6 protein-coding genes are annotated in these 13146 nt (G+C 60.2%); 4 read left to right on the top strand and 2 right to left on the bottom strand.

Features of this window, described 5'->3' with window-relative positions:
* Positions 1-66 precede the first annotated feature (66 nt).
* Positions 67-2982: a winged helix-turn-helix domain-containing protein gene (locus BLS26_RS03670; RefSeq protein WP_092508524.1), complete on the top strand. Its 2916-nt coding sequence runs from the start codon at positions 67-69 to the stop codon at positions 2980-2982.
* Here the strand turns inward: BLS26_RS03670 and BLS26_RS03665 are convergent.
* Positions 2969-5719: a LuxR C-terminal-related transcriptional regulator gene (locus BLS26_RS03665; RefSeq protein WP_197681310.1), complete on the bottom strand. Its 2751-nt coding sequence runs from the start codon at positions 5717-5719 to the stop codon at positions 2969-2971. The two genes, BLS26_RS03670 and BLS26_RS03665, sit on opposite strands and share 14 nt — an antisense overlap.
* Before the next feature lie 217 nt (positions 5720-5936).
* On the opposite strand from BLS26_RS03665, the gene BLS26_RS03660 reads away from it, so the two are divergent.
* From BLS26_RS03660 to BLS26_RS03650, 3 genes are all read left to right on the top strand, one after another.
* Positions 5937-8699: a winged helix-turn-helix domain-containing protein gene (locus tag BLS26_RS03660; protein ID WP_172804533.1), complete on the top strand. Its 2763-nt coding sequence runs from the start codon at positions 5937-5939 to the stop codon at positions 8697-8699.
* 114 nt (positions 8700-8813) lie between these two features.
* A complete protein-coding gene (locus BLS26_RS03655) occupies positions 8814-10526 on the top strand; it encodes a thiamine pyrophosphate-dependent enzyme (protein ID WP_092508520.1) in 1713 nt (570 codons plus the stop codon).
* Positions 10527-10608: 82 nt separating this feature from the next.
* Complete coding sequence (locus BLS26_RS03650; protein WP_092508518.1) at positions 10609-11760, top strand: OpgC domain-containing protein; 1152 nt, start codon at positions 10609-10611, stop codon at positions 11758-11760.
* A gap of 43 nt (positions 11761-11803) precedes the next feature.
* Here the strand turns inward: BLS26_RS03650 and BLS26_RS03645 are convergent, their stop codons facing one another.
* The gene (locus BLS26_RS03645) at positions 11804-13003 is read right to left on the bottom strand and encodes an AraC family transcriptional regulator (protein WP_092508516.1); all 1200 of its coding nucleotides are present in this window, start codon (positions 13001-13003) and stop codon (positions 11804-11806) included.
* Positions 13004-13146 lie beyond the last annotated feature (143 nt).

Genomic DNA, 13146 nt, shown 5'->3' with positions numbered 1-13146 from the left:
ATTTGCACAGGACCGACGACGAGCGGCGAAACAACCGACTCGTCGAGGATCCTGGCGGAATGGCCCATGTCGATTCAAAAAAGTGACTCGATTCAAAAAAGTGGCTCGATTCAAGAAATTGGCTTCCCCAGCGCGATCCGGCTCGGCTTTGGCCCATTCGAGCTCAATGTAGCCGAGCGTTCCCTCAGGAAAGCGAACCAGGTCATTCCACTTGGGGGAAGGGCTTACGACATCCTGATTGCGCTTCTCGAAAACGCCGGTGAGGTTGTCGGGAAGGCCGAGCTGATGGCCCGGGCATGGCCTGACGTAACGGTCGAGGAGGGCAGTCTTCGCGTCCATCTGTCGGCGCTGCGCAAGGCATTGGGCGACGGTCAGTTCGGTAACAAGTACATTGCGAGCATACAGGGCCAGGGTTACAGCTTCATCGCGCCGGTCGCCCGCCTTCCCCCGGACCACGTCAGGGCCAATGCATCTGCAGGAATGTCCAGCCTGCCACCCGCGCTGGGCCGCATGGTCGGTCGCAGCAATGTTATCCATGAGATTCAGGGCTTGCTGAAGACGGAACAGCGCCTGATTACGATTCTGGGTGCCGGCGGTATCGGCAAGACAACGGTTGCCCTGTCCGTCGGACACGGGGCGTTGGCCGACTTCTCTGGTGCGGCATTCTTTGTCGATCTTTCAACCGTCAACGACCAGGAGCATGTCATCGGGGCGATTGCTTCCGCGGTTGGACTCGGCCCGCAGCTGGTCGATCCAAAGCAAGCGCTGCTTAATTTTCTGCGCTTCCGCAGGGTGCTCGTCATTCTCGATAGTTGCGAGCATCTCATCGGAAAAACCGCTGACATCGCCGGCTATATTGTTCAAAATGCCCCCGACGTCTACATGCTTGCGACCAGCAGGGAGGCATTGCACGTTCCTGGTGAACACGTACTTCGTCTTTGTCCCCTGGATTGCCCGCCGGATCGGCCGGGGCTGACGGCGTCAGAGGTAATTGCCTATCCGGCCGTACGGCTGTTCGCCGAGCGGGTCAGTGCCCGTCGCGGCGAGTTTTCGCTTCGTGACGACGAAGCTCCCATGGTTGCCGAAATTTGCCGCAAGCTCGACGGCATTGCGCTCGCCATCGAACTCGCCGCCGGAAGAGCCGCTATCTTCGGCGTCAGTAATACCGTTGCAAGACTGGGTTCGCGCCTCGATCTCCTGAAGTTCGGCCGGCGGACCGCAAATCCGCGGCATCAAACGCTGATCGCAATGCTGGACTGGAGCCACGACTATCTTTCGGAGATCGAACGGGTCCTGTTGCGACGTGTCGCAATTTTCGCAGGGCAATTCACGCCGGAGGCGGCGCTCGCAGTGGCGGAGGAGGCGGGGATTGACGAGTCCGAGATCGCGGGCGCGTTGGGAAATCTGGTCGATAAATCCCTGATCGGGGTTTGGACCAGCTCGCAGGGACCGTGCTACCGGTTGCTTGATACGACGCGCGCCTACGCTTTGGAGAAATTGGCTGCCAGTGGCGAACAAGATTCCATTGCCGGTCGGCACGCGAGTTTCCTGGTTCGAATGCTGGAAGGCAACCCGGTCAACCTCCTGGATCTGGAGTCGACGGACGCTGCGGCCGCGCGAGACTATCTGGGAAATATCCGTGCCGCGCTTGAATGGAGTTTTGGTGCCGGCGGAGACGACCGCAAAGCCATGAGATTAGCGGCCGCAGCTTCACAGCTGTTTCTGGCCAAGTCGCTTTTTGTGGAATGCCGAGGTTGGATGGAGCGGGCGCTCGATCGGATGGCTGCGGACTGTGATCCGCGGGACCAGATGGAAATCCATGCTTCGCTCGCATTGTCCCTGATGTTCACCGCCGGGAATAGCGAAAGGGTGCGCGAGGCCTTCGATACGGCGTTGACGCTCGCAGAGCAGCTAGAGGATACCTATCAGCAATTGCGTCTCCTGAGCGGGCTGTCGATGTATCTTCATCGCACGATCGACGCGGCTGGCAGCCTCGAAGTTGCGTTGCGCGCCGAGTCTGTCGCGAAGACGACGGGAAATCCCGAAGATGCAGCCGTTGCAGACGCGTTGCTCGGAGCCGCGTACTACATGCTCGCCGACCACGTCCGCGCGCCAAAACACCTCGAACGGGCGCTGCATGGCTCGCCGCCTTCCCGACGGTTCAACGCAACACAGTATCTGTTCGATCTGCGTTCTACATCGCTGTTCAACCTTACCCGATCGCATTGGTTCGCCGGCAATCTCGACAGAGCCGGCGCCTATGCTGAAAGAACCATCGAGGAAGCCGGGAGATCGAACCATCCGATCGCGCTGTGTCGGGCCTTTATTCAGACGATGCCGTTCTACTTCTGGATCGACCATCTGGAAGAGGTCGAGCGGGACCTTTCCGAGCTCGAGCTCATCGCGGAGCAATATTCGTTGGAGCCATTTCGCGCGGTCGCCATGGGACTCAGGGGACGGCACTTGATTCGCGCCGGCCAGACAACGGACGGCATACGTCATCTGCAAGATTGTTTGGAGAAGTTGCGGGTCCTGCGATACGAAATGCAGGTAACGGATTTCGTCGCCGAGTTGGCGGTTAACCTGGCAAAACAAGACCAGCGCACTGAAGCGTTGGCTCTGATCGACGCTTCGATCGGAACGCAGCTTGGTTCGAACAGGCCTCTTCACCTTCCGGCCCTCTTTTTGGCAAAAGGCATGACGCTTGGGTGCGGGGAGGCCGGGCAGACTGGTCCGGCTCAGGAGTGTTTCGAGGAGGCGGTGGCGCTGGCGGGACGGCAATCGGCGCTTTCGTTCGAGTTACGGGCAGGGCTGGAACTCGCGCGGCTGTGGATTGATCGGGGTCAAGTCCGGAGCGCCCATGATCTCATCGAACCGATCTACAGTCGGTTTACCGAAGGTCTGGCGACACCCGATCTTGTCTTGGCGAGGCAAATCCTCGAACAGACAAGCGTTCCAGCGCGACGCCTCACTGCGTCGTGACAAGGCCGAGGGTCTGTGCGCGTGATACCGCTTGCGCGCGCTTCTCAACACCCAGCTTGGTGAAAACGTTTTTGAGGTGCGACTTCACGGTCTCAGGCCCAATATATAGGCTGCGGGCGATTTCCTTGTTGGACAATCCTCCCGCGATCAGCGTGAGGATGTCGGTCTCGCGGGGACTCAAGGCGTGCAGCGCCTGGACTCTGAAGGCCGGTGTCAGGCGATCTTGCCGTGCCCTTTGCGAATCTGTCACGAGCCGATCGACATAAGACGTCAAATGCGCGCCAAGGCTGCCACTCTGCTGGACCATCTGGACGAGTTCGGAAGTGATCGACCCCTCGTCCAGAATGATCTGGTAGAGACCTCCGCCTGCGCAGGCAGCAAGAACACGGCGAAATCGACTGGTTGCCTCCGCGGCCTTGCCGAGGCGGAGCTGAAGCGCCGAGAGCCGTATCTCGACCCGGATTAGGAAGTAGCGATGATGTGCGGCTTCGGTTTCGCGCTGCAGCTCCCGCAGGACTGACATCGCTTCCTCGGGACGCTCCCGTTGCCCCAACAAATGAGCGCGGGCCAGTTTGTGGTCCCATTGAATTTCCGACCAGGCACAAAGTCGGGGCGCCGGGTACTGTTTCGCAAGACGCTCCAGGCGATCGACGCATGCGGCGCCTTCATCCACGCGGCCTTCGTTGAGGTAGAGCCGCGCTCGTTCCGCCGTTGCGGCCGCCGTCAACCTTCCCCAATCCCGCGAGATGCCATGGTTTTCAGCCCGCTCCAGCAGCGTGTGGGAACGCTCGAGGTTCATCCGCGCAGCCGCGGCTCTGGCCATCACGAAATAGGCGCTGCGAACACAGTCGAGCATCGTGCCGGAGTTGATCAGCGATGCGCGATCGATCACCAGCGCTTCCGCCTCGTCGAGCTGGCCCTGCTCGTAGAAGATCCGTGCAATCAGGCTGGTCGGCAACGCCGCGGCCACCGAGTGGGGGCCGACATACTGTTCCGCAATGCGCAACCCCTCACGGTAGTGACCCTCCGCGGCGGCGAGACGTATCTGCCGGAGCTCTGCAACACCCTGAAGGCAGCGCCGATATACCGACGCGAATACGTTTCTCCGGTCTTCGTCCGGCGAATAGGGCATCCAGGGCGTCGCATAGAACTGCTTGAAGTCACCGGCTTGCAGGTGGCCGAAGCGAACGACGTTTGAGGCGACATTCGCAGTCCAGGGATCGGACGAACGATTCACGCAATCCTGTGCCAGAGGCAGTGCCCGCTCGCTGTCATCCTTCAGCGCGATGGCAACAGAGCGGATTGCCTGGCATTCGCACAGCAAGTCGCTCTCCGGCGGCTGGGTTGCAGCGATATCTTTCTCTATTTCAGTTGCGAGCTGCAGGGCTTCATCAAAACGCAGGCCGAGCGCCAATCCCCAGGCGATCGCCAGCCTGACTTCGGGCTGCCCCCGCATGAGTTCGTCGGGAAATTGGCGCTGCCATTCGAGCAAGGTGAAGAGATCGCCTCGTTTTATCAAAGCCATGGCGCAATTGTTGATCCAGCCGATCGCACGATCGGAAGCGCCGGCTGCAATCGCGTGCTGGACCGCATCGGTCCACAATTCGTGGGAGGCATACCAGGCAGCGGCGCGCCCGTGCAGCTCGGGAATTTCAAGTCCGCGGTCCGCCTCCAGCCTCCGTTTCAGATATTCGGCGAACAGCGTGTGATAGCGAAACCACACCCCGTCATTATCGAGCGGGGTGAGCAGCATCTGGCGCTCGGCAAGCGATGCCAGGATTGTGCGGCTCGCGCTCGAGCCGGTTACGGCCTCGCATAGCGGACCGGAGAGCCGATCGAGAATGGCCGTTCGCAGCATGAAGTCGACCATTTCGACGGGAAGCGTATCCAGCATCTCCGACAAATAGGCCGCAATCGGACGCTGCGAACCCGAGAGGTTTTGTACGTACTCCCTGAAGGCCAGTCCGAACTGTGAGGGCATCGACGCAACAATTCGCAGGGCGGCGGGCCACCCTTCGGTCTTGCGCTGCAAGAGTTGGACATCGGGGAGTTCCAGAGCGCCAGGCTTGGCGTGGTCCAGAAATGCCTGTGTCTCCTGCATGTCGAATCGCAGGCTGGCGGAATCAATCTCGATCAGCTGATTCTGGGCTCGCAGGGTCGCAAGGGGCAGGGGAGGTTCGGTACGCGTCGTAAGCACCACATGACAGTTAGACGGCGCGTGCTTCAGAAAATACGCCACCGTCTGATGGATGCGAGCAGCGCCGAGCCAGTGATAGTCTTCGAGAAACAGATAAACATCATCCTCTATCTCCGCCAGATCGTTGATCAGGCTCGACAGGATCGCTGTCGGGTCGATCAGGTTGTTCTCGAGGATCAGCCCAATTGCGCCGGCGCCCACGTCCGGGCAGGCATGGTGCAGGGCCTGAGATACGTAAAATAGAAACCGCGTGGCCTCGTCGTCGTCTGAATCGATGGTCAGCCACGCAACACAGTTGCCGTCTTGCTCGAGCTTCTCGGCGCAAGCGGCCGCCAGCGAACTCTTGCCGAAGCCGGCCGGCGCCTTGATGACGGCAAGTCGCTTGGCCGGGAGTTCGGACAGGACCGCAACGAGCCGGGGACGCGCGACCAGCCCGCCGAATCGTGCCGGCAAAATCTTGGTCGCGAGGAATGGCAGCTGTCCCCTGCCGGGCGAGGTCGCCGTTCCAATAGCAAGATGGCTCGATCGCGGCTGGATCAAGGGCTCCCCCTTATCGCCGTGAGTTGGTCCCCCATTCGGGGGGTACCCCGGGTGACAAAAGTGTACGATCTCTGGTAGCGAGAAGGAAGCGCCGGACATCATCGGACAAAGCTGACCGAAGAGCCGAAACAAGCCCATGTCTATCAGGAACGCACGCTTGGGTTTCCCACGGATAGTTGAACACCCGGACAAGCAACCCAGGTCCAGGCCAAGAGCCATGGTTGACGATGATCCTCAGGGAAATCTGCAGTTTGGCCCCTTTGAGCTTTCGAGCAAGGAAAGGCTGTTGCGACGCGAGGGCGAGGTGTTGCCCCTTGGCAGCAGAGCCCTGGACATCCTGATCTACCTTGCCGGGCGACCGGGTGAGGTGATCGCAAAGCAGGAACTGATCGATCACGTCTGGCCGGACGTGACCGTCGAGGAGGGGAGCATCCGGGTCCACGTCGCCGCGATCCGCAAGGCACTTGGTGACGGCCAATTTGGCAACCGCTACATCGCAAACATCAAGGGACGCGGATACTCGTTCGTCGGCAGCATTGTCTCCCACGCGCCTGGCACGGAAAGCGGAAACGTCAGGCTCCGGCAACACGGCAGGCTTCCCCAGCGACCGATCACGATGATCGGGCGCGAAACCGCCGTCAGCGAGGTCCGCGACCGGCTGCGAGAAGCGCGGTTCGTAACGCTGCTTGGCCCCGGCGGCATTGGCAAGACGACCATTGCCCTGGCGGTTGGCCGCGCCGTTGCCGAAGAGTTTGACGGCAAAGTCCATTTTGTTGATCTGGAGAGCCTTGCCGATCCGCGGCATGTTGCAGGCGCCATCGCGACATCTCTGGGACTTGCGCTTAAATCGAAAGATCCCGGCCTGGAACTGGTCGACCTCGTTCGTTCGCAAAAGCTTCTCATCATTCTCGACAGCTGTGAGCACGTGATCGAGGCGGTCGCCCTGGTTGCCGAACAACTGTACCAGGAAACGGATCAGATCCATCTTCTGACCACGAGTCGCGAATTGCTGAAAGTCGAAGGCGAGCATTGCTGCCGGGTTCTTCCGCTTGATGTTCCGCCTGATGGCTCCGAACAGACGGCACATATCGTGCTTCGATATCCGGCCGTGCAATTGTTTGTACGGCGCGTGGCGGCGAGGGCGGGAGGCGTCGTTCTCACCGACGAGGAAGCGCCGTTTGTCGCGGAAATGTGCCGAAAGCTGGATGGCATACCCCTGGCGATCGAGTTGGCGGCGGGCCAGGTGGCCATACTCGGCATCAAGAATACGGTTGCCCGGCTGGTGTCCCGGCTGGAATTGCTGAAACTGAGCCATCGGACGGCCGTGCCCAGGCACCGGACACTCAAGGCGACACTGGATTGGAGCTACGATCTGCTGTCCGATGCGGAGAGGATTGTTCTTCGACGCATTGCTCCCTTCGTCGGTCATTTCACCCTCGAAGGCGCGCGGCATGTCGCGGGTGAACTCGGCGTAGGCGCCGGCGAAGTTTTTGACGCGATCGCCGGCCTGGTCGAGAAGTCATTGATTGCAACGCGGATCGATGAGGCGCAGGCGCAGTATCGGTTGTTGGACACGACGCGGGCATATGCGCTTGAAAAGCTGGAAGAGCATGGCGAGTTTCACCCGATCTTCCTGCGGCATGTTGAATACGTCACCGAACAGCTCGAATCGCAGAAGGAAATGCTGTCGGCCCTACCAAGGACTGAACGAGTGGCAGCCTATTCCCGACAACTCAGCAATATCAGGTCGGCGCTGGAATGGAGCTTTGGATCGGACGGCAGTGACGAGATCGCGACACGACTTGCGGTCGCTTCAACGCAGCCGTTTATGGAACTGTCGCTCTTGACCGAATGGCAGGGCTGGGCAGAACAGGGAATTGCCCGGCTGGAAGATCGGTATGGCAACCGCCGCCGCGAGATGGAGGTTCCCGCTTCGGACCTTGCCCAGGAGTTCAGGCTCCTGAGCGGACTGTTCCTGTATTCGAGCTGGACCACCGACATTCACCGCGCGCTCGATATCGCCGCGCGAAGCCAAAAGGTGGCCTTGAAAATACGAGATCCTGACGACATGGCATTTGCCGAGACGATGTTGGGGGCCGCCAATCATCTGGCGGGAAATCATCTCGCTGCACAGGGGCATTTCGAAGCGAGCCTGCGCCACTCGGCACCGGGCGCGCGTTTGCGCGCCGGACACTATTTGTTTCACCACACCACCCTCTCGCTTGCCGGCATGGCGCGCTCCCTGTTGTATCGGGGGGTACTCGACCAATCGCTGCACTACGCGAGGCTCGCGATAGAGGAAGGGGAAAAGTCCGGCTATCCGGCGACCTTGTGTCGAGCCCTGATCCTGATTCTCCCTGTCTATCTGGCGCTGGAGGATTGGCCGAGGGCTGAGCAATACATCGCGCAATTGAGCGACCTCTCCGCAGCTCACGCCCTCAAGCCGCTCCAGGCCATCGCTACCGGGTTGCGAGGCCGCTGGCTTCTGCTTCAAGACAATGTTCGCGACGGCGTTCCGTTGCTGGAGAGGGCGTCGGAAGAGCTCGAGGCCCAGCGTCATGAAATGCTCAATATGGATTTCGTCAGCGATCTCGGCGCGGGTCTTGCTGCTTCCGGCCGTCACGAGGAGGCCTTGACGCTGGTGTCGAATGCCCTCGACGCGCAAAAACGTGGGGGAAAATTTCTGTTCGTGCCGGCGTTGATGAGAGTGAAAGGCGTCGTCCTGGCATCCAGATCGCACGAGGACTATCCCGAAGCAGAAGCAAGCTTGCTGTCGGCAATCGATTGGGCGAAACGGCAGTCTGCTGCCCTGTTTGAATTGAAGGCGGCGACGGACCTGGCGGAGCTGTTACTGAAACAGCATCGCGCACCGGAAGCCGGCAAGCATCTCGGCGCGGCTGTCGATCGAATGCCGGCCGGGATATTGTCTCCCGATCACGTGCGCGCCCTGCAAGTCCTCAACCGGCTCCAATCCGGCTGAAGCAGACACCGCGCTTCCAGCGCAGGCGGGTTCAAGTCCTCGCATTCCGATACAAGCCCCAGGCGCGCGATTGGGTGCACGTTGTGACAAACGGTCACAGCAGGATTGAGCGCAATGGGCAGACTGGTCGCGGATATCATTGTCGAAACCCTGCAAAATGCGGGCGTCAAGCATTGTTACGGCGTGGTGGGCGACACGCTCAACCGGATCGCCGGCTCGCTCGAAAAAAGCGAAATCGAGTGGGTCTCGATGCGACACGAAGAGGCCGGCGCGTTCGCCGCCCAGGCGGAGGCGCTGGTTGCCGATCGCCTGACAGCCGTTGCCGGGAGTTGCGGTCCCGGAAGCCTGCATTTCATCAACGGGCTGTATGAGGCCAATCGCAATCGGGCGCCCGTCATTTTGATCGCAAGTCAGATCATTCGTGACGAACTGGGCTTCGATTTCATCCAGGAGGTCGACTTCAAGCAGGTCTACAGTGATTGCAGCGTCTTCTGCGACATGATCCACACGCCGGAGCAGGCGCGACGGAAGACTGTGATCGCCTGCCAGGCGGCGCTGGCGAAACGCGGCGTTGCCGTTCTGATCGTGCCGGCGGATGTCTCCGCCTCCGTCGTGGACGACCACATCCCTTACGCGGTTCATGTCGCCAGGCCCGTCACGCGGCCGAACGACGCCGATCTCGCCGAGATCGCGGAAATTCTCAACAAAAGCGAAAACGTCGTGCTGTACGGCGGATCGGGCTGCCAGGGCGCGCATCAGGAGATTCTCGCGGTTGCGGACAGGCTGAAGGCGCCGATCGCACATACGTCGCGGGCGAAGGATTTCCTCGAGCATGACAATCCCCACAACATCGGAATGACCGGGATGCTCGGCAACGAGGCCGGCTACCACGCCTTGTTGGACTGCGACGCGTTGTTGATGCTGGGCGCGGACTTCGCCTGGCGGCAATTTTATCCCGACAAGGCAAAGATCGTGCAGGTCGATATCGACCCGACCCATCTCGGGCGGCGTCACCCGATCTCGAAGGGCGTTGTCGGCGACGTCAAGGCGACGATGGCGGCGTTGCTGCCGCTGCTGGTCGAGCGTGCCGACGTCTCGTTCCGAACGGCATACGTCAAGCGCTATGCGAAGTATCGGGAGTCGCAACTGGCCAAAGTCGCTGCCGGCCACGATGGCAGCATTCCCGGGAGCTTTCTGACACAGGTGATCAACCGCCACGCGGCCAAGGATGCGCTATTCACGGCCGACGACGGTACCCCGGCCGCCTGGGCCTATCGCCATATCGACACGAACGGTCAACGCCGCATTTTCGCGAGCCTGCTTCATGGCACGATGGCCAACGGCATGCCGGGGTCCATCGGACTGCAGAAGGCAGAACCCGGCCGGCAAGTCGTGTGCATGGCAGGCGACGGCGGAATTTCGATGCTGTTCGGCGATCTGATGACCATCGTCGGACAGGAGCTGCCGATCAAGATTGCCGTCTATGACAACGGCAAGCTTGGCTTTGTGGAGATCGAGCAAAAGGCCGAGGGGATGCTCGATACCTTCACGAAGTTGAAGAATCCCAATTTTGCCGGGGTTGCGCGCGCGCTGGGTCTCTGGGGCCAGACGGTTTCGCACGCGGACCAGCTGGAGAACGCGGTCAAGGACTGGCTGGCGCAACCGGGGCCAGCGCTTCTGCACGTGCACGTCAACCCGATGCAACTGGTCATGCCGCCGTTCACGCAGATTGAGCCGGCGATCGGGATGGCGCTCTATTCGACTCGCGCCATTCTGCATGGCCGGGGAGGCGACGTCTGGGAGATGGTGAAGGAGAACTTTCTCTAGTCGAGGCGTCGGGTCACCCCCGAAGCGATCTTGCTCTTCCCGCGGAAGAAATTCCGCGTGTTACGGCTTCGGTGCACCAACGATGAAAATTCTCGCTACGCTCCCGACAAAGGGCCGAGATCTCCGGCTTGATCTGTTTCGGGGTGTGGCAAATTGGGGAATCTTCCTGGACCATATCCCCAACAACATCGTGAACTGGGTGACAACGCGGAACTACGGCTTCAGCGATGCGGCGGATCTCTTCATCTTCATTTCCGGCTACACCGTCGCTTTTGTCTTTGCGCGGATGATGCTCGAACGCGGGTTTATCATCGGCGCGTCGCGGCTGTTGAAGCGTGTCTGGCAGATTTACGTCGCTCACGTCTTCCTTTTCGTGCTCTACCTCGCCGAGATCGGATATCTCGCGCAGAGGTATGGCAACCCGGGTTTCACCGATCAATTCAACATCCGGGGCTTCCTGGCCAATCCGGCGCAGTTCCTGTTCGAGGGGCTGATACTCCGCTTCAAGCCGGTGAACATGGACGTGCTGCCGCTTTACATCGTGCTGATGGGCGTTTTCCCGCCGATCCTGTGGCTGATGCTGCGCCGACCCAACATGCCCCTGGCCGCTTCGGCGCTGCTCTATGTGATGGCCCGGCACTTTGGCTGGAACCTGCCGGCTTTTCCAGTTGGCGACTGGTATTTCAATCCGTTCGCATGGCAATTGTTGTTCACGTTCGGGGCCTGGTTTGCGCTCGGTGGATCGGCACAGGCGATGCCGTTCATTCGATCGCGTACCGCGCTGGTGCTTGGCATCGCCTATCTTCTGTTCGCCCTGATAATGACAATGGCAGCCCGGTTTGACGAACTGCGGTCATTGATCCCGCCGGAGATCTACGGCGCCTTCAATCCGAACGACAAAACCAACCTCGCGCCTTATCGCTTGCTGCACTTTGTCGTGTTCGCGTTCTTTGTCGTTCGTCTGCTGCCACGCGATTGGCCGGGACTGGAATGGCGGATCTTTCGGCCCGCCGTCAAATGCGGTCAGCAGTCGCTCGAAGTGTTTTGCGCCGGCATATTCCTGTCCTTTGCCGCACATTTCGTGCTGGTCGAGGTTTCCGGCGCTGTCTGGATGCAGATCGTCGTCAGCATTGTCGGCATCTTGATGATGACCGCGCTGGCATACTACCGGTCCTGGTCGAAGAATGCCGACAAGGCGCCAAAGATCAAGCCGGTCGTCGCAGCGGCAGGCTGAGAGGCAGCCGGCGGCGACAGCCTGGTCCCTGGAGCCATCGAAGCTATTTCGTTCTGATCTCGCTCGGTGACTTGTTGGTCCAGCGGCGAAATGCGCGGCGGAAATTTGCAGCGTCGCTGAATCCGAGTGCCAGTGCGATGTCCTCGTTTGCGAGCCGTGTCGTGCGCAGGTATTTCAGCGCGATTTGCATACGAAGCTCATCCAGCAGGCCACGGAAAGAAATGCCTTGCTCCCGAAGCTGGCGTCGCAGCGAGCGATCGCTCACTTCAAGCAGCTTCGCTATGGCGGCGAGGGTCGGAGGGGTGGTGATATTCCGAAGCAGATGGGCACGAATTTCTCCGGCTATTCCAATTCGCGATGTCAGATCGTTGAGCAGGTCGTCGCAGAGAGCCACGACTGCCGGGTACGTCGTCTTGTTGCCGAGATTTGCAGCCTGGTCCAGCCATGCCGACCGAAACAGGATCTGGTTGGTCCTGCTCGCGAAGCTTACCGGACATCCGATCTGGTCCACCGGCAGGCCAAAGTCATGGGATTTCGGATAGGCCAGACTGATCCGATCCGGCGTGAACGCGGCGCCCATGACATCCCGCATCAGCGATATGTGAATGCCGATCTGCATCTCGGTGAGGAAGCGGTAGATTTTCGGATCGGCTGCGGCGCGGGCATTGGGCTCGATGACCCAGCTTGCGAATTCCTTTTCTTCGGTGAATTCGATGGTTGCCAGCGGCGCGGCGAGGGCGTGATACAACTCCGCAAAAGCCGTGGCTTTGCGAAAGTCGGGGCAGCAAAGAATGGCGAACCCGTACATGCCGTAGGCGGAGATGTGGATCGATGTGCCGATGCGGTATGGCAGATGCGGGTCGCTGGAGAGCCGAATGGCGTTCTTGCAGGCCGCCATCAATTCCGCGAGTGAAATCCTCGACTTCGGAGAATGCACCTCGTCCGCGGTCAGGTTGACGTTTCCAAGTATTTCACCGGCGGGGCAGCCCTGGTCGACGAGTACGTCGAACAGGGCGGCAAGTTTGGTCGATTCGTAAACACGCTCACTCAATCCAACGATCGGCCCATCCGCTGCGTTGTTCGAATGGGAGCGCAAAGCGGAAGAGTTGCCGGGCTGCCTGGAATAGCGCAACTGAACCTTCCTTTGAATCCCGCAGGGTTCGAGGTTTCGGTGATTTGTCGTCGGGACAGAATAACAGTTTTTCCGATCGCCCACAGGCTCGAGCAGCTGAGGCTCCGGCATCTTTCGGGCCGCAAAATGCAGCAGTTTTATTCAAGACCTCACCCCTGATGACCGGCAACTTGTCCGGCTAGGACCCGCTTGTCGTCCGTTTCAGACCTTCACAAGCACCATGCCGCGCGCGAGGGTCGGGTTGGTACCGTGCG

It is taken from the genome of Afipia sp. GAS231 (assembly GCF_900103365.1).
Classification (GTDB): Bacteria; Pseudomonadota; Alphaproteobacteria; order Rhizobiales; family Xanthobacteraceae; genus Bradyrhizobium.
Note: the sequence above shows the minus strand (reverse complement) of the source record. Positions and strands in the feature narration are given on the sequence as shown.

What these genes read in the sequence shown, in the direction of transcription:
- BLS26_RS03650 (WP_092508518.1), top strand. Translation starts at nt 10,609, where the DNA reads ATGAAAATTCTCGCTACGCTCCCGACAAAGGGCCGAGATCTCCGGCTT.
- BLS26_RS03660 (WP_172804533.1), top strand. Translation starts at nt 5,937, where the DNA reads ATGGTTGACGATGATCCTCAGGGAAATCTGCAGTTTGGCCCCTTTGAG.
- BLS26_RS03655 (WP_092508520.1), top strand. Translation starts at nt 8,814, where the DNA reads ATGGGCAGACTGGTCGCGGATATCATTGTCGAAACCCTGCAAAATGCG.
- BLS26_RS03645 (WP_092508516.1), bottom strand. Translation starts at nt 13,003, where the DNA reads ATGCCGGAGCCTCAGCTGCTCGAGCCTGTGGGCGATCGGAAAAACTGT.
- BLS26_RS03670 (WP_092508524.1), top strand. Translation starts at nt 67, where the DNA reads ATGTCGATTCAAAAAAGTGACTCGATTCAAAAAAGTGGCTCGATTCAA.